The 17,616-nt window shown below is 69.8% G+C and carries 18 protein-coding genes; 8 read left to right on the top strand and 10 right to left on the bottom strand.

The window, feature by feature from the left end; all coding sequences use genetic code 11:
- Positions 1-101 precede the first annotated feature (101 nt).
- Positions 102-503 (bottom strand): winged helix-turn-helix domain-containing protein, encoded by a 402-nt coding sequence (locus F787_RS0112255; RefSeq protein ID WP_028492359.1) that lies wholly within the window; start codon positions 501-503, stop codon positions 102-104.
- Positions 504-706: 203 nt separating this feature from the next.
- Here F787_RS0112255 and hrpB point away from each other — a divergent pair, with 203 nt between their 5' ends.
- Together hrpB and F787_RS0112245 are read left to right on the top strand one after the other, a co-directional pair.
- Positions 707-3,250 carry an ATP-dependent helicase HrpB gene (hrpB, locus tag F787_RS0112250; RefSeq protein WP_028492358.1) on the top strand — a complete coding sequence of 848 codons (2,544 nt, stop codon included), beginning with the start codon at positions 707-709 and terminating at the stop codon, positions 3,248-3,250.
- Positions 3,251-3,357: 107 nt separating this feature from the next.
- Positions 3,358-3,579, top strand: a complete 222-nt coding sequence (locus tag F787_RS0112245) for a hypothetical protein (protein ID WP_018870091.1) — start codon at positions 3,358-3,360, stop codon at positions 3,577-3,579.
- A gap of 29 nt (positions 3,580-3,608) precedes the next feature.
- Here F787_RS0112245 and F787_RS0112240 read toward each other — a convergent pair whose 3' ends face one another.
- Positions 3,609-4,031, bottom strand: a complete 423-nt coding sequence (locus F787_RS0112240) for a DUF3617 family protein (RefSeq protein ID WP_018946474.1) — start codon at positions 4,029-4,031, stop codon at positions 3,609-3,611.
- 98 nt (positions 4,032-4,129) lie between these two features.
- Between F787_RS0112240 and F787_RS0112235 the strand changes: the two genes are divergently transcribed.
- Positions 4,130-5,134, top strand: coding sequence for a matrixin family metalloprotease (locus F787_RS0112235; protein WP_028492357.1), 1,005 nt, complete (start codon positions 4,130-4,132; stop codon positions 5,132-5,134).
- On the opposite strand, the gene F787_RS0112230 is transcribed toward F787_RS0112235, so the two are convergent.
- Complete coding sequence (locus F787_RS0112230; protein ID WP_028492356.1) at positions 5,128-6,426, bottom strand: OmpP1/FadL family transporter; 1,299 nt, start codon at positions 6,424-6,426, stop codon at positions 5,128-5,130. The two genes, F787_RS0112235 and F787_RS0112230, sit on opposite strands and share 7 nt — an antisense overlap.
- Positions 6,427-6,529: 103 nt before the next feature.
- Entirely contained in the window at positions 6,530-6,733 is a 204-nt protein-coding gene (locus F787_RS0112225; RefSeq protein ID WP_018870087.1) for a DUF3185 family protein, read from the bottom strand.
- A 179-nt stretch (positions 6,734-6,912) separates the two neighbouring features.
- On the opposite strand from F787_RS0112225, the gene mltF reads away from it, so the two are divergent.
- Positions 6,913-8,358 carry a membrane-bound lytic murein transglycosylase MltF gene (mltF, locus tag F787_RS0112220; RefSeq protein ID WP_028492355.1) on the top strand — a complete coding sequence of 482 codons (1,446 nt, stop codon included), beginning with the start codon at positions 6,913-6,915 and terminating at the stop codon, positions 8,356-8,358.
- Here the strand turns inward: mltF and F787_RS0112215 are convergent.
- Genes F787_RS0112215 through F787_RS0112205 form a run of 3 tightly spaced genes read right to left on the bottom strand, consistent with a single transcriptional unit; the run spans position 8,330 to position 10,604 of the window.
- Complete coding sequence (locus F787_RS0112215) at positions 8,330-9,436, bottom strand: DUF3524 domain-containing protein (protein ID WP_042805934.1); 1,107 nt, start codon at positions 9,434-9,436, stop codon at positions 8,330-8,332. The genes mltF and F787_RS0112215 overlap by 29 nt on opposite strands.
- A gap of 17 nt (positions 9,437-9,453) precedes the next feature.
- On the bottom strand, positions 9,454-10,020 hold the full coding sequence (locus F787_RS0112210; protein WP_019569167.1) for a carboxymuconolactone decarboxylase family protein: 567 nt from the start codon (positions 10,018-10,020) through the stop codon (positions 9,454-9,456).
- Positions 10,017-10,604 carry a TetR/AcrR family transcriptional regulator gene (locus F787_RS0112205; protein ID WP_051246143.1) on the bottom strand — a complete coding sequence of 196 codons (588 nt, stop codon included), beginning with the start codon at positions 10,602-10,604 and terminating at the stop codon, positions 10,017-10,019. The genes F787_RS0112210 and F787_RS0112205 overlap by 4 nt, the downstream gene beginning before the upstream one ends.
- A gap of 82 nt (positions 10,605-10,686) precedes the next feature.
- On the opposite strand from F787_RS0112205, the gene F787_RS0112200 reads away from it, so the two are divergent.
- Entirely contained in the window at positions 10,687-11,469 is a 783-nt protein-coding gene (locus F787_RS0112200; RefSeq protein ID WP_028492352.1) for a hypothetical protein, read from the top strand.
- Between the two features lie 27 nt (positions 11,470-11,496).
- Here the strand turns inward: F787_RS0112200 and F787_RS0112195 are convergent, their stop codons facing one another.
- Complete coding sequence (locus F787_RS0112195; RefSeq protein ID WP_028492351.1) at positions 11,497-11,826, bottom strand: high-potential iron-sulfur protein; 330 nt, start codon at positions 11,824-11,826, stop codon at positions 11,497-11,499.
- Positions 11,827-12,164: 338 nt separating this feature from the next.
- Here F787_RS0112195 and F787_RS0112190 point away from each other — a divergent pair, with 338 nt between their 5' ends.
- Both F787_RS0112190 and F787_RS0112185 read left to right on the top strand, forming a co-directional pair.
- Positions 12,165-12,701: an outer membrane beta-barrel protein gene (locus F787_RS0112190; RefSeq protein WP_019589264.1), complete on the top strand. Its 537-nt coding sequence runs from the start codon at positions 12,165-12,167 to the stop codon at positions 12,699-12,701.
- Positions 12,702-12,855: 154 nt separating this feature from the next.
- Positions 12,856-15,618 carry a cation-transporting P-type ATPase gene (locus F787_RS0112185; protein ID WP_028492350.1) on the top strand — a complete coding sequence of 921 codons (2,763 nt, stop codon included), beginning with the start codon at positions 12,856-12,858 and terminating at the stop codon, positions 15,616-15,618.
- A 26-nt stretch (positions 15,619-15,644) separates the two neighbouring features.
- Here the strand turns inward: F787_RS0112185 and F787_RS0112180 are convergent, their stop codons facing one another.
- The gene (locus tag F787_RS0112180) at positions 15,645-16,151 is read right to left on the bottom strand and encodes a cytochrome c (RefSeq protein WP_019021283.1); all 507 of its coding nucleotides are present in this window, start codon (positions 16,149-16,151) and stop codon (positions 15,645-15,647) included.
- The gene (locus F787_RS0112175; RefSeq protein WP_019590733.1) at positions 16,148-16,774 is read right to left on the bottom strand and encodes a hypothetical protein; all 627 of its coding nucleotides are present in this window, start codon (positions 16,772-16,774) and stop codon (positions 16,148-16,150) included. The genes F787_RS0112180 and F787_RS0112175 overlap by 4 nt, the downstream gene beginning before the upstream one ends.
- Before the next feature lie 89 nt (positions 16,775-16,863).
- Between F787_RS0112175 and F787_RS0112170 the strand changes: the two genes are divergently transcribed.
- Positions 16,864-17,616, top strand: coding sequence for a glycosyltransferase (locus F787_RS0112170; protein ID WP_028492349.1), 753 nt, complete (start codon positions 16,864-16,866; stop codon positions 17,614-17,616).

Here is a 17,616-nt window from a genome sequence, read left to right as displayed (position 1 = left end):
CCAGATAGCCAGATAGCCAGATAGCCAGATAGCCAGATAGCCAGATAGCCAGATAGCCAGATAGCCAGATAGCCAGATAGCCAGATAGCCAGATATGCGGGCTATTCGCTGTCGTCGCGGAGCAGCGGGCGCATGGCGTCGAGCTCGTCGCGGATGGCCTCGGCGGCGCGCTCCTCCATGCGGCGGTAGCGGGCGAGGACGTCCTCGCCCAGCGGCGTGACCCGCGCGCCGCCGCCCCGGGTGCCGCCGCGGGCGGTGTCCACCAGGGGTTCGCGGAAGCTGCGGTTCATGGTCTCCACCAGGTTCCAGGCCCGGCGATAGGACATGCCCATGTCACGCGCCGCACCGGAGATCGAACCCGCGCTCCGGATGGCCTCCAGCAGGCGTGCCTTGCCCGGTCCGAGGGCCGTCACCTCGCCCAGCAGGATCCGCAGGCGGGGTGTCGGGTCATGCCGGTTCTGGCTGTTGGGGGCGCTGTCGGGGTTGTCAGTGTCGCTGCTCATGGCTGGCCATGGTCGAAATCTGCAGGGATGGTGCCGTGAAAGGACGCGGATTGCGAGGCATGCGCCCGGCGGGCGGCGCGGTGCGGCGGTATCTGCGAGACTGAGGACATGGTGAGCAAGCTTTCCAGATCGGCCCCGTTCCGCGTCGGCCGCGTCGTCCGTGGCGTCCGCTGGCGGGTGGCCCGTTCGCGATGAGCGCGACGATGGCCCGCGAAGAAGCGGCGGCGCTGGAGGAGCTGCTGGGCCCGCTGGATGCGGCGCTGTCCTCGCACGGGGCGGCGGTGCTGGTGGCCGAGCCCGGGGCGGGCAAGACGACGCGCGTGCCGCTGCATCTGGCCTCCGGGGAGTCGCCCGGGCGCGTCGTGGTGCTGCAGCCGCGGCGCCTGGCCGCGCGCATGGCGGCCACGTTCATGGCCGGGCAGTGCGGCGACGCCGTGGGGCAGACGGTGGGTTATCGGGTGCGCGACGCGCAGCAGGTGTCGGCGCAGACCCGGGTGGAGCTGGTCACCGACGGGATCTTCCTGCGCCACATCCAGGCCGACCCGTTGCTGGAGGGGGTCGATACCCTGGTCTTCGACGAATTCCATCTGCGTCGGCCGGAGGCGGAGCTGGCGCTGGCCTTCGCGCTGCAGGTGCGCCGGCTGCTGCGCCCGGAGCTGCGCATCGTGGTGATGTCGGCCACGCTGGATGATGACGCGGTGGCGCGCCTGCTGGCCGGGGGCGGGTCACAGGGCGGATCAGAGGGCGGGGCCGACCCCGTGCCGGTCCTGCGGGCGCGCGGCCGGCAGTTTCCGGTGGACGTGCGGCATGCGCCGCCGGCGCCGGACGCGTCGCTGGCGGACGCGGTGGCCGGAGCGGTGCGCGAGGCGCTGGCGGCCGAGAGCGGATCCCTGCTGGTCTTCCTGCCCGGGGAGCGCGAGATCCGCGAGGTGGCTGGGCGGCTGCAGGCGGGCGGGGACGCCGGCCTGGATACGCCGTCCGGTCATGCGCGGGTCGTTCCGCTGTTCGGTCGTCTCTCCGCTGAGGAGCAGGCGCGCGCGGTACAGCCGGCCCCGGCGGGCGAACGCAAGGTGGTGCTGGCCACCGACATCGCCGAGACCAGCCTGACCATCGAAGGCGTGCGGGTGGTGGTGGATGCGGGGCTGGCCCGCGAGCCGCGTTTCGATGCGGCCACCGGGCTTTCGCGCCTGGTGACGGTGGCGGCCTCGAAGGCCGCGGCCGAACAGCGTGCCGGGCGTGCCGGACGCACCGAACCCGGCGTCGCGATCCGGCTGTGGGCGCAGGCGGACGAGGTCACCCGGCCGGATTACGCAACCCCGGGACTGCGCCAGGTGGACCTTCTGCCGCTGGCGCTGGAACTGGCGGGCTGGGGCGAGCCGGTGGCCGGGCTGGACTGGCTGGAACCACCCCCGGGGCAGGGGCTGGCCTCGGCGCAGGCGCTGCTCGAAGAACTGGGCGCGGTGGACGCAGCGGGGCGCATCACCGATCACGGGCGTGCGCTGCTGCGCCTGCCGACCCATCCGCGGCTGGCGCACATGCTGCTGCGCGCGCAGGAACGCGGTTGGTCGCGGCTGGCCTGCGAACTGGCGGTGCTGGTGGAAGAACCCGGGTTGGTCGGGCCGCAGGCCCCGCTGGATCTGGAGTTGCGGCTGGAACGGGCGCGGCGCGCGGGCGGACGGACCTGGCAGCGATCCCTGCGGCGTCTGGAACAGGGACTGGAACGGGTCGCGGGCGCGGCCGGAGTCGGCGAAGCGGCGGCGAACGAGGCAATGGACGAGTCCGCCGCCCCGGGCGTGCTGGCCGCGCTGGCCTGGCCGGAGCGCATCGCCCGGCGCCGTGGCGGCGCGGCCGGGCGTTTCGTGATGGGCAACGGCCGCGGCGCGGTGCTGCCGGAGCGCGAACGCCTGGCGCATGGGGAATTCCTGGTGGCGGTGGACTGCAGCGATGCCGAACGCGAGGCCCGCGTCCGCTGCGCGGTGGCGCTGGATCCGGCGGTGCTGGAACGCGAGGCGCCGGAGCTGTTCCACCGCGAGACGCGCTGCGACTGGGTGGAGGACGGAGCGCGCCTGGAGAATGCGCGTATCCGCCGGGTCGGGACGCTGGTGATCGAACGGCAGATGATCGCGCTGGAGGATCCCGCCGACACCATCGCCCCGTGGTGCGCGCGGCTGCGCCGCGAGGGGCTGGAGCGGCTGCCGTGGGACACGGCGGCGAGCCAGCTCCGCGCCCGCATCCGCCTGCTGCACGAGGCGATGCCGGAGGCGGGCTTTCCGGATATGGGGGATGCCGCGCTGCTGGCGGATCTCGAGCATTGGCTGGGGCCGTATCTCGCCGGGATCACGCGGCGGCGCGATCTGGAACGCCTCGATCTGGCGGCGATCCTGCGGGCACGCCTGGACTGGGCCCAGCAGCAGCAACTGGAGCGCGAGGCCCCGGCGCGCATCGAAGTGCCGTCCGGCTCCGCGCACCGGGTCGACTACACCTGCGAGCCGCCGGTGCTGGCGGTCAAGCTGCAGGAGCTGTTCGGCCTGACCGACACCCCGACGCTCGCCGGTGGCCGCGTGGCGGTGATGCTGCATCTGCTGTCACCGGCCGGGCGCCCGGTACAGGTCACTCAGGATCTGAAGAGCTTCTGGGCGAACGGCTACCCGGAGGTGCGCCGCGAGCTGAAGGGGCGTTATCCGAAGCATCCATGGCCCGAGGACCCCTGGGATGCGCCCGCGACCCGGCATGCAAAGCGGCGGTGATCGCGGGGACCGCCCCCCGGAGTCCGGCTCCGGATCGGGTCCACGATGCGGCGCGCGGCGTTCTCGGGTAGTGTCGCGTTCAGCACCACTGCGAGAAGATTCCCCCGATGCTGAAGTTCCTGACCGCGATCCTGATCCTGCTGTTCATCTGGTGGCGGGTGTCGCGCTGGCTGGAGGTCCGCCGCCGCCGGGCACGCGGCGAGGACATCTCCTACGAGGTGCGGATCAAGGGTTATCGGCCGATCACCATCCTCAGCGTGATCTTCCTGATCCTGTACGGGGGGTATGTCGTCTGGTACCTGCTGACGGAACATCTGGGACTGCTGTAGTCCGTTCGTCCCGCGGGTCGAGCCACGGCTCAGCAGTCCCCGATGCGCTCGCCCTCGATCTCCATGATGATCGTCATCGGGCCCATGGGGCTGTCGACGTCGGTGGTCATGGTGCCTTCGGAACGCGTTCCCATGAAGCGCATCTCGCCTTCCATGGTGGCGCGGCCGCCCTGCGGATCGGTGCAGGTCATGGCGAAGTCGGCGCCGTCGGAGCGGACGTCCACGTGATCCAGGGTGCATTCTTCCGGAACCTCGATGACGTCCTCGCCCTTTTCGATGTCTTCCTGCGTCACGCATTCGCGGGTGACTTCGACCTGGTCCTGCATCTGGGGCATGCCTTCGATGGTGGTCGTATGGGTGTACTCCCATTCGCCGGGTTCGATGTTGGGGGTCTCGGCCTGAGCGGCCACGGGCAGGGCCAGCAGGGCCAGCGGGATCAGGAATCGCAGCATGACGGTTCTCCGGATGCGGAAAAGGGCTTTCCCGATCCATCTTGCATGGGGGCCGGAGGTGTGGCAACTCTGCATTTGGAGGGGACGAGGAGTACGCAATGACGGGACGCTGGTGGTTGCCGCTGATCGTTGTGCTGGTCGCGGCCGGAGCCTGGCGCGAGCTGGTGCAGGACGACGCGCGGGAGGCGGACGCCCCGGCCCCGGCCGCGTTCGCGGAGCACCCGGTTGCGCCGGGGTGCCGGCTCCCGGTGACCTTTCATCTTGATCGGGTCGACACGGCGTTCGGTCTGGAGGAACACGAAGTGCGCGAGGCCCTGCGCGACGCCCGCCGGATGTGGGAGGCGGTGACCGATGCCCGGCTGTTTCGCGAGCGGGCGGGCGAGGGCGTGGCCGTGCGGCTGGTGTTCGACGAGCGGCAGGCCGAGGCCCTGCGGCGCGAGCAGGTCCGCGCGGGGCTGGAAGAACGGTATGCGGAGATCGAGCGACGGCGCGAGCGTCTGGATCACGCGCGCTCCGCGCTGGAGGCGGACCTCCGTCGCCACGGGGAAGACCGCGAAGACCTGGCAGAGCGCCAGGCGGCTCACCGGCGCGACGTTTCCGCCTGGAATGCCGGCGAGGGGCGCCGCAGCGAGGCGCGTCGCGCGCGGCTGGAGCGCGAAGCGGAGGCCATCGAGGGCCAGCGGCGCGAGCTGAACCGGCGGGCCGAGCGCCTGGACGAACGCCGCGAAGAACTGGAACAACGCCGGGCGGAGCTGGACGCGGCGATCGCGGACTACAACGCCCGTGCGGACGGCCACAACGAGCGCTCGCGCGGAGCGACCGGATTCAACGTGGGACTGTACGAACAGTCCGCCGACGGACGCGCCATCACGGTCTATCAGGCCGCCGACCGCGAACGGCTGACGCTGGTGCTGGCGCACGAGCTGGGCCATGCGCTGGGCATCGGCCATGTTGCGGATCCGGCGGCGGTGATGCACGCCAGTCTGGGTGCCGAGAATGCGGGGCGCGAGCGACTCGCGGAGGCCGACCGGCGTGCGCTGGAACAGGCCTGCGACGTGACCACCGAGCCCGCCGGGCCCACCGGGCCTGCACGGGGTCAGTAGCGGTAGCGCAGTCCCGCCGACAGGATGTTCACCCGCCCGCGGGTGCTGCCGCTGTATTCCACCGTGCCGGTGTCGAATTCGCGGGTCAGTTCGATGTCCTCGCTCGACACGTGGACGTAGGAGTAACCGAGGTCGACGCTCAGTCGTTCCGACGGATGCCAGGAGGCCCCCAGCGACAGCCAGGTGCGGTCGCCGTCCGGGGTTCGGGTCGAGCGGTGGCTGTCGCGGGTGGGGGTGCGGTCGTACTGGATGCCGCCGCGCAGGGTCCAGGCCGGGTTGAGTTCGTATTCGGCCCCGATCGCCAGGGCGTAGCTGTTGCGATAGTCCTGCTCCAGCTCCTGTTCGGCCAGCGGGTGGTTGGACTCCACCGCGATCTCGTCGAAGTTCGACCACTTGAACCAGGTGTACTGCAGCAGCCCGGTCCAGCGTTCGTTGAAGCGATGGCTGAGCGCAGCGCTGGCGATGTCCGGGAGCTTGAGGTCGGCCTCGCCGGTTGCGATCACCGGTCGGCTGATCGGGCCGTTTTCGGGCATGGACACCCGGGCGGTGCCCTTGAGCGTGTGGGTCACCCCGCTGCGATAGTGCAACCCGAGGCGAGTGGTGTCCGCGAGGTCGATCAGCACGCCGAGGTTGTACCCCACGTCCCAGCTGTCCCCTTCCAGGCGGTATTCGCCGTCGAGTGCCGGGTCCGGACCAATCGGGTCCGGGATGGCCGCACGCAGCGTGGCATCGGCGTACTGCAGGTCGATGCCACCGCCGACGGAGACCCGGTCGCTGACCTGCACGGCGATGCTGGGCTGCAGATTGAGCACCCGCAGGTCGGTCTCCAGCGAGTCGTAGCGGGCGAAGAAATCGTCGTCGTACTCGCCCTTCAGTCCGAAATGGGTGCCCAGGCCGAAGCCCAGCCATACGCGATCCGACTGCGGCTCGGCCCAGTAGAAACTGGGCAGTGGGGTGGGGTCGTAGGGGTTGTCGCCCTCGCTGCCCTCCACGGGCGACGTCTGGCCGTTCGCATTCGTGAAGCGCGAGCCGTCGTTGCGGGTGCTGGAGCGCGGGAACAGCAGATGTGCACCGGCCTGCACCTCGGCGCTTTCCAGGCGGGTCATGCCGGCGGGGTTGAAATAGATGGTGCTGGCGTCGGAGGCGATGGCGGCCTCGCCGGCATAGGCCCGGCCCAGGCCGGTGACCCCCTGTTCCTGCAGGTAGAAGCCGGCGGCCAGTACGGTGGCCGGGGCCAGACCGAGCGGCGCGGCGATGGCCGCGGCCGCGAGATGGCGCGGTCGAACAGGCATGGTTCCCCCCTTCACACCCGTGACACGGATTCTCGTGATCCGACTGGCAGCCGAAGGTAGCGACCCCGCCGGCCGGACACAAGGGCCGGCTTGCAACGGGAGCTTAAATCAGCAGCAGGGCGAGCCCGATGGCGGCGGCCGCCGCGCCGCCACCGGCCAGCCCCAGGGTGCGGGCGGTGAAGCGGCCGATCACCGGGCGTGCCCGTTCACGCCGGGTGAAGGCATCCTGCACGGCGACCAGCGCGGTAATGGCGCCGGCGACCAGCAGGATGATGCCGAAGATGTCCAGCAGTGGGGCGTATTCCATGTCGGTGTCCCTGGCGGCGGTCGAGGCTGCTTGGGTGGATCATCCGGGGCGGCTTCGGGTTCCGCACCCCAACCCTGATCATGTCGGGGTTGGTTGTGAACGGGGTCTCAGTGCTCGAAGGTGGTAATGACCATTCAGGATAGTGGGTTGTCAGGAGACAGCCAATCGGGAGGGATCTCATGTCGTCGATCTTGCTCAATCGTTCGCAGCACGCACGTCACTGGTTTCGGTCGGGCCTGATGGTCGCCGGCGCGGCCATACTGATGGCCTGCGGCCCCGGCGAAGGGCAGTCCGAGGTGCCCGGGGTGGAGGCGTCCGCGCTGGCACATCCGGAGGAAGCGGGCGAACTGGTGGTGGTCACCCGCAACGCACCCACCGCCTGGTTCTACGACCGCCATACCGAGACCGCGGGCCCCGAACACGATCTGGTGGAGGCGTTCGCCGACGCCCGCGGCTGGGACGTCGAGTGGCAGGTGGTGGATTCGGTCGATGCCGTGCTGCGGGCCCTCGCCTCGGGAGAGGTCCACATGGCTGCGGCCGGGCTCACGCACCTCGAGTCGCGCGATGCCGATTTCCTCCGCGGGCCGCAGCACACCGAGGTGACCGAGCAGGTCGTCTGTCATCGCGACCAGCGCCCGCAGCCGCAGACGGCCGCCGACCTGGACGGGCTGGAGCTGGCGGTGAGCGCCAGCAGTGCCTACGTGGAAACGCTGCAGGCGCTGGAGGAGCCCGTGCCCTACCGTGCCGAACCCGAGGGTACCGAGCGGCTGCTGGCGGCCGTGGAAGAGGGCCGGCTGGACTGCACCGTAGCGGATTCGCATATCGCCGAACTCAACCGGCGGATGTTCCCGCATCTGGAGGTGTCTTTCGACCTGAGTGACGTCCGCGCGATCGGCTGGTACCTGCACCCCGATTTCGAGGGCCTGGCCGCACAGGCGCGCGCCTGGATGGACACCGACGAGGGCACGCAGGCCCGCGCCCGGGTGGACGAGCTGTACTACGCCTATGTACCCGAATTCGATTTCGTCGACCTGCGCGCGCTGACCCGGCGCATCGACCAGCGGCTGCCGGATTTCCGGCCGGTGTTCGAGGAGGCCGCGGACGAGTACGAACTGCCCGCCGACTTGCTGGCCGCGCTGGCCTACCAGGAGTCGCACTGGGATCCGGAAGCCCGCAGTCCCACCGGGGTGCGCGGCCTGATGATGCTCACGCAGCGCACCGCGCAGGAGCTGGGCATCGAGGATCGCCTGGATCCGGAGCAGAGCATTCGCGGTGGCGCGCGTTACCTGCGTCAGATGCACGAGCGCCTGGATGAGGACATCCCGGAACCGGACCGCACCTATCTCGCGCTGGCCAGTTACAACATTGGCCGCGGGCATCTGCTGGACGCGCGGCGTCTGGCGCGCGAGCTGGGCCGCGATCCCGACCGCTGGGCGGACATGCGCGAGGTGCTGCCGCTGCTGACCGAGGAGCGTTACTACAGCGACCTGCGTTACGGCTATGCGCGTGGCTACCAGCCGGTGTACTACGTCCAGCGCATCCGCAACTACCGCGACGTGATCCGGCCGGTGTTCGTCGAGGACGAATCGGCGCCGCTCACCGGGCCGCGGGTGGCGCTGGACTGAGCACGCTCCCGGTCAGCTCCTCCAGGGCCCGCGCCCAGGCCGGCAGCAGCGCGGTGGTTTCCAGCGCCGAGACGTCCACCGGTGGCGGCAGGCCGTCGGTGAGCCAGCGTTCCAGTCGCGCGGCCAGGGCCTCGGGGTCGCCGGCCGGATAGCGGTATTCGGGCGGGTACTGCTCCGGGTAGCAAAGGGCGTCCGGGACCAGCGGACGCGCGCCGGCGCCGCTGGCCTCCAGCATCGACAGTCCCTGGAATTCGTGTGCGGTGCTGCTGACCACGATGCCCGCGCGCCGCAGCAGGGCGTCGTATTCCTCCCGTGGCACGCGCCCGTCGGCGACGATGCATGCACCGAAACGCTGCCGGATGCGCTGCAGGGCGTCGGGGGGCGGTTCCGGACGCGGACCCAGCAGGGCCAGGCGGAAGTCCCGCCCGCGCGCGGCCAGTCTTTCCAGCGCCTCGGCGAAGAGTTCCGGGCGCTTGTCGTATTCCCAGCGGTGGTTCCACAGGATCAGCCCCGGGTCACGTTCGGGTGTGCCCCCGTCGGGTCGCCGCGGCGGCGCGACCGGGACCGGGAGTACGCGCGCCCGCTCGGCCAGGCGCTCGGGGACGCCGGGCGGGACTGCGTCGGGCATGCGCCGCAACAGGGCCCGCAGGCCGTCGAGGAAGGAGTCGCGATTGAATGCGGAGTTGAATGCGATGCGCCCGGCGGACAGCGCGCCGTAGACCTGCACTATCTGCGGCTCGATGGAGCGCACCTGATGCTCGCCCACCGGGTAGGCGAACTGGTTTTCGTGGAAGTAGTACAGCGCGGGCAGGGCCGCCAGCGGCGGGTGCAGGCCCCGCAGCGTGGCCAGATCCACCATCGAGGTGGCGACGATCGCATCGGGGCGCACGCCTTCCAGCGCATCCAGCCACGAGATCGGGTTGCCGCGGATGCGCCAGCGGAAATGGCGCCCGGGCAGTTCGAAGCGCTGCCAGTCGATTCCGGGAAAGGCGGTCACCAGTGTGTCCGCCCACGCGGCATGGCTGTCGGCGCGATAGGCCGACAGCAGCAGCACGCGTGGACGCATTTCCCGGTTCATTCGGGCTGCGCTCTGTCTCAGCCGCCGGTCGGGGCGGTCCAGCGTTCGCCCTGCATCGGCTCGTCCACCGGTGTGGCGGCGAGGTGGTTGGTGTAGTTGGACAGTGTCTTGAGGCCGATGGCGAGGATGACCTCCAGCATCTTCTGCGGGGTGTGGCCGGCCTCCAGAAAGGCCTGCTTGTCCTTCTCGTCCACCCAGCCGCGGTGTTCCAGCATGGCCCGGGCAAACCCGCGCAGGGCCTCCAGCGCGGGGTCCTCCAGCGGCCGGTCCTCGCGCAGGGCGTCCACCACCGAATCGGCGACGCCGGCCATGCGGCCGGTCATGCTGTGGGCGGCCATGCAGTAATCACAGGCGTGGAAACGGCTGACGGTGAGCAGGAGCACGGCCTGTTCCTCGCCGCTCAGCGAGGTCTGCTGCAGGAGTTCGTTGAGATCGAGATAGGCCGCGGCCAGGGCCGGGACGGTGGCCATCTTGCGGATCAGGTTGGGGACCATGCCGAAGGTGGCCTCGGCGCGGTCGAAACTGGCGGCGGCCGCGGGGGCCGATGCGCGGTCGTGCAGTGGGAAATCGGATTCGGTCGTCATGGCGCGTCTCCGTCGGGATGGGTGGTGAGCAGCAGATCCTGCAGCGCCGGGGCCAGGCGCAGGATGGTGTCCGCGTCCTGTTCCGCCCGCGCCATCAGCAGGATGCCCTCCATCAGCGCGAGCCAGTGATCGGCGAGGCGGGCGGTGTCGGTGCGTGCGTCCAGTTCGCCGTGTGCGACGGCCGCGTCGAGGGCCGCGCGGAATTGCGCGCGGATCGCGTCCAGATGGCCCTGCATGGCTTCGCGCAGGCGCGGGCTCTGCGTGCCGGTTTCCACCGCCAGGCTGCCGAACGGGCAGCCCGGCAGGCGGCCCTCCGCGGCCTGCATGCGGGCCTGGAAAGCGTGGATCGCGCCGACGAAGGCGGTGACCCGCTCGCGCAGTCCACCGGGGCCGCGCAGGGCGGGCTCCAGGACTTCCGCTGTGAACTCGGTATACAGCGCCTCCAGCGTGGCGATGACCAGATCCTCCTTGCCCGGGAAGAAGTGATACAGGCTGCCCCGCCGCACGCCGGCGCGCTCGCAGATGCCGGCGATGCCCACCGAACCGTAGCTGCGGGTGAGCACGAGATCGCGGGTGGCATCCATCAGGGCCTGTCGGCTTTGGTCTCCGGTCGTCATGATCTACAGTCTAGTTGACCGATCGGTAAACGCAAGGGGAGGGAATCCAATGGGAGATCCAACGAACGAAGCGAAAGGCCTTGAGGGCGGCGTTTCGGATGACGGGGCCCCGGGTACCTCCGGTGGATCGGCCACGTCGCCGGTGCATGTGCCGGTGCGGTATCGCAGGACATGGGAGGATGGCTTCGGCGCGCGCGGCTGGAAGCTGGCCCTTCCCGGACTGGGCGAGGATGTGATTGCCGCGACGCCGTTCACCGGCGAACGCATCCCCACCTCGGTCTTCGTGCATGACATCGTGGATCACCACCTGTGCGGCTTTGCGCTCTCCGGCTACCTCGACGAGGCGGGGGCGCTGATGCAGCTGGCGCTGCGCACGGGCTCGGATCCGGTGGAGGACTATCGTCAGATGATCGACGAGGACCTGCTGCCCGGGCGTCCGGTCGCGGACGACTGGCCGGCCCTGTTGCCGCAAGCCCTGCGGCCCGGCACGGATACGCGCCCCGATCCGGAGCATCTGCGCGGGCTGGCGCAGTGGGCGGGGCAGGGGGCCCTGCGGGCACTGCTGGTTGCGGGTTTCGTGCAGGCCGGGTACGCGCGTCTGGCGAGCGCGCGCGCGAACTGGGAAGGATACGGTCTGGACGTGCGAGCCCGGGAGGGCATTGCGCTGGCGCTGCAGCGCCTGTTCGAACGTCTGGACGAACGCATGCTGGCGGGCGACGTGCGGCACGCCGAGGGGGTATTCGAGATCACCAACCGGCGGGTGGCTTATCGTGATGCCGGCGGAGCGCTGGAGGACGCGGAGATCGTGAGGGAAGACCCCGCCGATGCGTGACCGGCGGGGTCGGGGCGTGCCCGTGAATCAGCTCATCACGTGCGCGTCGCACCAGCCGGCTTCGTTGACCAGGACGTTCTGGAAATCCTGGTGGAAGCAGCCGCCCCAGCCTTCCGGGGCATCCACGTTGGCGTTCCAGAAGGCGCAGTTGTCGCAGCGCGCGCCTTCCTGGAACTGCGGGTGATCCGCGGCATCGGCCGCGTCGTTGACGTAGTCGTGGGCGTGACCGTCTTCGGCCTTCTCGTCCGCGGCGTGGACGGACTGCGTGCCCATCAGGCTCACCACCGGAATGGCGGCTACCGCGGCGGATGCACGGCGCAGGAAGGCACGGCGATCGGCGTTGTGCTTGTCGGGCATGGGGAACCTCCGTACTTGCGTAGGCTTGTGAATGTTCTTCGCTGACAACGTCCGGTGTTTTTTCACGATGTATTCCGGACGCTGCTTTCGAGTGTTACAGATGACGAGGGTTCCCGGCCAGATCCGGGATCCGTGTCGCGGGACTCCGGTCTGCGCATCGGCCTCAGCCTGAGTAGATGACACGGGCTCGCGGGAAATTCCTTCCGCTCCCGCCGGTGCGGTCGATCGGTACCGCCTCCGGCAGGCTTGCGGGGCACCAGCACCTGCCCCGGGCAGTTTTACGGATTGGGTGTCAGCGTTAAACTTCCGTGAAACACAAGCTTTTCCGGGAGTTCGACATGCAGGTACGCAGGATGATGTTCGCAATGGCCGCCGCTCCGCTCCTGGCGGTCGGCACCGCCAGTGCCGACGGGATGGGGCTCAACCCGAGCTTTGCGGTGATGGGGGGTGGCCTCTGGACCACCGACTCCGATCTGCGAGATGACCCGGCCTATGGTCTGGAAATCGGCGCCGACTGCCTGCTGTTCCAGCCGGACAACGGCGTGCTGCGCCATCGTCTGAGCGTGACCGAGTTCGACGACGGCCCGCTGCGGATGACCAGCACCGAACTGAACACCCACTGGGAGTTTGAAGTTGCCGACAGCGTGACCATGGGCTTCGGGCCCGGGCTGGGCTATGTAAACACCAAGCTGGACGGTGACCGCAACGGTCTGTGGGCCGGGCAGTTCGGCGGCTCGGTGCAGTACGACGTGGACGACACCCTGTTCGTCGGCATGGAAGCGCGCTACCAGATCACCGAGAGCGACCGCTTCGCCGGCTCGCGCGAGGACATGGACAACATGCGCGTGATGGCCAAGGTCGGTTTCAATTTCTGAACCGGCAGGGCCTTGACTGAGAAAAAGGGCCGTCCCGGGCGACCGGGGCGGCCTTTTTTGTGCGTTCTGTCACGGAATCGGCGGGCTTGTGGCCGGCGCCGAACTCCGACAGGATTGAACCGTGACGCACCAACCACCCGGATGAAGCCCGCCCATGGATGAATCCCGTCCCGATGCCCCTGACACTCCTGACACGCCCGGCGGCTCGGGGGACGATACCGGTGCCACCACTGCGTGGCATGCACTGGAAGCCGACGAGGCCCTGCGGCGCCACGACGCCGCACGCGAGGGGCTGAGCGGCGACGAGGCCCGTGAACGGCTGGAGCGTTTCGGCCCCAACGCCCTCAAGCCGCCGGAGAAGGCCGGGGTACTGCGGCGCTTCCTGCGCCACTTCCACAACATCCTGATCTACATCCTGGTGCTGGCGGCCATCGGGACCGCCCTGCTGGGCCACTGGGTGGACACCGGGGTGATCCTGGCGGTGGTGCTGATCAACACGCTGATCGGCTTCGTCCAGGAGGGCAAGGCGGAAAAGGCGCTGGATGCGATCCGCAGGATGCTCTCGCCGCAGGCGGTGGTGCGGCGCGACGGCGAACGCCGCGAGGTTCCCGCGGATACCCTGGTGCCGGGGGATATCGTCTATCTCCAGGCCGGGGATCGCGTGCCGGCCGACGTGCGGCTGTTCGAAACCCGCAACCTGCAGGTCGAGGAGGCGGTGCTGACCGGGGAGTCGGTGGCGGTCGAGAAGGATACGGCCGCGGTCGATGAAGGTGCCGACCTGGGCGATCGGCGCGGCATGGCGTTCTCCGGCACGCTGGTGTCCTTCGGCCGGGGTACCGGGGTGGTGGTGGCCACCGGCGGCGATACCGAGATCGGGCGCATCTCCACCATGCTGGGCGAGGTGGAGAGCCTCGAGACGCCGCTGGTGCGCCAGGTGGCGCAGTTCGGCCGCTGGCTGGCCGGCGTCATCATCGTCATCTCGGCGGCGACCTTTGCCTTCGGCTTCTGGGTGCGCGATTACCCGCTGGACGAGATGTTCCTGGCGGCCGCCAGCCTGGCGGTGTCCACCATCCCCGAAGGCCTGCCGGCGATCCTGACCATCGCCCTGGCCATCGGGGTGCAGAAGATGGCGCGGCGCAATGCGATCATCCGCAAGCTGCCGGCGGTGGAGACGCTGGGTTCGGTGTCGGCGATCTGTTCCGACAAGACCGGGACCCTGACCCGCAACGAGATGACCGTGCAGACCCTGCTGACCGGCGCCGGCGAATACGGGGTCAGCGGGGTCGGTTATGCGCCGCACGGCGATTTCACGCGTGACGGGGTGGAGGTGGAGCCGGCTGATGCCCCGTGTCTGGAAGAGGTCCTGCGTGCGGGATTGCTGTGCAACGACGCGGAGGTCTTCGAAAAGGACGGCCAGTGGGTGATGCAGGGCGACCCCACCGAGGGGGCGCTGGTGACGGCGGCGTTCAAGGCCGGCCTGAGCACGCGCCACGAGCACGAGTGCCTGCCGCGCACCGACGTGATCCCGTTCGAATCGGATCACCGTTACATGGCGACCCTGCATCACGACCACGACGGCCACGGGCGCATCTACCTGAAAGGGGCCCCGGAACGGGTGCTGGAGCTGTGCGAGCACCAGGCCACCGCCGACGGTCGCGAGCCGCTGCGGGCGGATGAATGGCATGCGGCAATGGACGCGATCGCGGCACGCGGTCAGCGCCTGCTGGCCATCGCCCGGCGCGCCACCACCGCCGAGCAGCGCGAGCTGACCTATGGTGACGTGGAACAGGGCGGATTCATCCTGCTGGCGCTGGTCGGGATCATCGATCCGCCCCGCGAGGAGGCGATCGCCGCGGTCGCCGAGTGCCAGCGGGCCGGGATCCGGGTCAAGATGATCACCGGCGACCACGCGGCCACTGCGCGGGCGATCGGCGAGCAGCTGGGCCTGCGCGGCGAGGGCGGTACGCTGACCGGCCAGCAGCTGGAAGCCATGGATGACGCCGAACTGGCGCGCGCGGTGGAAGACACCGACGTGTTCGCGCGCACCACGCCGGAGCACAAGCTGCGGCTGGTCAGGGCACTGCAGGGCAACGGCCGTATCGTCTCCATGACCGGGGACGGGGTGAACGACGCGCCGGCCCTCAAACGGGCCGACGTGGGTGTGGCCATGGGCCACAAGGGAACCGAGGCGGCCAAGGAGGCTTCGGAGATGGTGCTGGCGGACGACAACTTCGCTTCCATCGCACATGCGGTGGAGGAAGGCCGCACGGTCTACGACAACATCCGCAAGGCCATTCTGCACATGCTGCCCACCAATGCCGGGCAGTCACTGACCATCATGATGGCGATCCTGATGGGCCTGGCCCTGCCGCTGACCCCGGTGCAGGTGCTGTGGGTCAACATGGTGACCTCGGTGACCCTGGCGATGGCGCTGGCCTTCGAACGGACCGAGCCGGGGGTGATGGGCCGTCCGCCGCGAGCGCCCGATACCCCGCTGCTGTCGGGCTTTTTGCTGTGGCGCATCCCGTTCGTGGCGATCCTGCTGTGGCTGGGGACCTTCGGCCACTTCGTGTACATGGAGGAGGTGCTGGGGGTGGCCGATGACCTCGCCCGCACCGTGGCCATCAACACCCTGGTGGCCGGTCAGGCCTTCTACCTGCTGAACCTGCGCCTGATCCATCAGCCGGTGCTGGCGGGTGGCGAGCTGTTCCGCTCGCGGGCGATGTGGATCGCCATCGGGGTGCTGGTCGTGCTGCAGCTGGCGTTCACCTACGTGCCGGTGATGCACACCCTGTTCGGCACCACCGGGATCGATACCGGGGACTGGGCGCGCATCCTGCTGTTCGGGCTGGCGGTGTTCCTGATCGTGGAGGGCGAGAAGCTGGTGTTCCGGCGCATGGGCTGGGCCGGGACCTGACTGGCCCGGCCCGGCGCCGGCCGGTATCAGTCGGTGTGGGTGACCCACTCGCGGCCGGTGGCCTCTTCCCAGTCTGCGGGTGTGGGCGTGCTGCGGTCGTAGTCCAGCCAGGCCTCGTAGACCTCGTCGGGCCAGTGCGACTGCAGCCAGTAGATGATGGCCTCGGCGTCTTCTTCGTCAATCTGCTCCTCGAACGAGGGCATGGTGCCGCCGCGGGCCTGACCGCCGTACCGGATCATGTCCTTGAGCTGCCACCAGGGGTGGTGCCAGGTGTGGGCCGAGCCGTCGAGCGGCGGCGGGGGCCAGTTGCCGTCTTCGTCCGGCTGGTGCCAGTTCTCCGCCCCCTCGCGGTCCTCGCCATGGCAGGCCGCGCAGTACTGCTGGTAGAGGTGCTCGCCGCGCGCGAGGATCTCCGGGTTGTCGGTGCGTTCGCGGTGTTCCGGCTCGCCGGACCAGAAGCCGCCGTCACAGCCGGCCAGCAGCAGGGGCAGGGCCAGGGCGAGAAGCGGGGAGGCCCGCAGGGTCGCGGTCACTCGGCTTCCCCTTCGTCCGGCGAGTCGTCCCCGCCGAAGGCATCACGGACCCCGTCCCAGGCGTCGCGCGAGCCGTCGCGGATGCGGCCCCAGGCGTCCCGTGACCCGTCGCGTACGCCATCCCAGGCCTCGCGGGAACCTTCGCGGACGCCGCCCCAGGCCTCGCGCGAGCCGTCCCGCACGCCTTCCCAGGCCTTGCGCGAGCCTTCGCGGATCGATCCGCCGGCGCGCCCGCTGCGCAGCTCCATGTCGTCGTACCAGGCGGCCAGGGCATCGCGTTCGTCGTCCAGGGCCTGCAAGGCCCGTTCGCGGTTTTCGCGCGTGGTGTCGGCGAGATCGTCCCAGGTCTCGCTGGCCTCCCGGTGCAGGCGCTGCAGGGTGTCATCCATCGCGTCCAGGGTATCCCGGGTGCGTTCGCGTGCGGTCTCGTCGCCTTCTTCGGCATCGCGCTGCAGCTGCTCGCGGCGCTGCTGCCAGTCGTCGCGCAGGCTTTCCATCGACTCGCTGGTGGTTGCGGCGGCGGTGGTTTCGTCGCCGGATTCCGCCCAGGCGGCCGGCGGCAGCGCCAGCAGGAGCCCGAGCACGGCCAGGAGTAACAGTCGGGTGGCTGGATTGCGGGTCATGAGGAGTCTCCGGATGCCTCGATTTGTCCATCATGGTAGACGAGTGCGGCCCGGTGTAGTTTCCCGGCGGCCGACGAGGAGGTGAATCCGTGAAATTCGACGCTTTTGTCCGCGGTGCTCCGGGCCTGTCCGTGATCATCCCCGCGTGGAACGAGGCGGAATGGCTGCCGCGGACCCTGGCCGCGGTCCAGGGGGCGCTGGCCGGTGTCGAACGGGCCAGCGAGATCATCGTGGTCGACAATGCCTCCACGGATGCCACCCCGGAGATCGCGCAGCGCGCGGGCTGCCGGGTGGTGTACGAGCCCGAGCGTCGCATCAGCCGGGCGCGCAATGCCGGTGCCGGTGCGGCCCGCGGTGACTACCTGGTGTTTGTCGATGCCGATACCTGGCCCGATGCCGAACTGCTGCAGGCCACGCTGGACGCGCTCGACAGCGCAAAGGTGTGCGGCGGTGGCGCCCGGGTCGCCTTCGATCACCTCGACCATCGCATCTATCGCCGGGGCGCGGCCGCATGGAACGCCCTCTCCGCGCGCCTGGGTCTGGCGGCGGGCTGCTACGTGTTCTGCACCCGCGAGGCGTTCACGGCCGCGGGCGGTTTCAGCGAGGCGGTCTACGCGGGCGAGGAGGTGTTCCTGTCACGGGCGCTGAAGCGCCGGGGCAGGGCGCGCGGGCAGCGTTTCGAGATCCTGCAGACGCCGGTGCTGACCTCCGGGCGCAAGGAGGACTGGTTTCACCCCGCGCGCCACGTCCTGGTGGTGCTGCAGGTGCTGCTGTTGCCCTGGAGCCTGCGTTCGCGGCGTCTGAGCTGGTTCTGGTACACGCGTCCCCCGCGCAATCCCTGA

The organism is Thioalkalivibrio sp. ALE19 (genome assembly GCF_000428605.1).
In the GTDB taxonomy this organism is placed as follows: domain Bacteria; phylum Pseudomonadota; class Gammaproteobacteria; order Ectothiorhodospirales; family Ectothiorhodospiraceae; genus Thioalkalivibrio.
This window is presented reverse-complemented; position numbering and strand designations above follow the sequence as displayed.

Excerpts from the sequence above, each read along its gene's own strand:
- F787_RS0112205 (WP_051246143.1), bottom strand. The coding sequence starts at position 10,604 with ATGGATGCCACCCGCGATCTCGTGCTCACCCGCAGCTACGGTTCGGTG.
- F787_RS0112195 (WP_028492351.1), bottom strand. The coding sequence starts at position 11,826 with ATGCCCGACAAGCACAACGCCGATCGCCGTGCCTTCCTGCGCCGTGCA.
- F787_RS0112215 (WP_042805934.1), bottom strand. The coding sequence starts at position 9,436 with ATGAACCGGGAAATGCGTCCACGCGTGCTGCTGCTGTCGGCCTATCGC.
- F787_RS0112185 (WP_028492350.1), top strand. The coding sequence starts at position 12,856 with ATGGATGAATCCCGTCCCGATGCCCCTGACACTCCTGACACGCCCGGC.
- F787_RS0112200 (WP_028492352.1), top strand. The coding sequence starts at position 10,687 with ATGGGAGATCCAACGAACGAAGCGAAAGGCCTTGAGGGCGGCGTTTCG.
- F787_RS0112235 (WP_028492357.1), top strand. The coding sequence starts at position 4,130 with ATGACGGGACGCTGGTGGTTGCCGCTGATCGTTGTGCTGGTCGCGGCC.
- F787_RS0112255 (WP_028492359.1), bottom strand. The coding sequence starts at position 503 with ATGAGCAGCGACACTGACAACCCCGACAGCGCCCCCAACAGCCAGAAC.
- F787_RS0112230 (WP_028492356.1), bottom strand. The coding sequence starts at position 6,426 with ATGCCTGTTCGACCGCGCCATCTCGCGGCCGCGGCCATCGCCGCGCCG.
- F787_RS0112190 (WP_019589264.1), top strand. The coding sequence starts at position 12,165 with ATGCAGGTACGCAGGATGATGTTCGCAATGGCCGCCGCTCCGCTCCTG.
- mltF (WP_028492355.1), top strand. The coding sequence starts at position 6,913 with ATGTCGTCGATCTTGCTCAATCGTTCGCAGCACGCACGTCACTGGTTT.
- hrpB (WP_028492358.1), top strand. The coding sequence starts at position 707 with ATGGCCCGCGAAGAAGCGGCGGCGCTGGAGGAGCTGCTGGGCCCGCTG.
- F787_RS0112245 (WP_018870091.1), top strand. The coding sequence starts at position 3,358 with ATGCTGAAGTTCCTGACCGCGATCCTGATCCTGCTGTTCATCTGGTGG.
- F787_RS0112175 (WP_019590733.1), bottom strand. The coding sequence starts at position 16,774 with ATGACCCGCAATCCAGCCACCCGACTGTTACTCCTGGCCGTGCTCGGG.
- F787_RS0112210 (WP_019569167.1), bottom strand. The coding sequence starts at position 10,020 with ATGACGACCGAATCCGATTTCCCACTGCACGACCGCGCATCGGCCCCC.
- F787_RS0112225 (WP_018870087.1), bottom strand. The coding sequence starts at position 6,733 with ATGGAATACGCCCCACTGCTGGACATCTTCGGCATCATCCTGCTGGTC.
- F787_RS0112240 (WP_018946474.1), bottom strand. The coding sequence starts at position 4,031 with ATGCTGCGATTCCTGATCCCGCTGGCCCTGCTGGCCCTGCCCGTGGCC.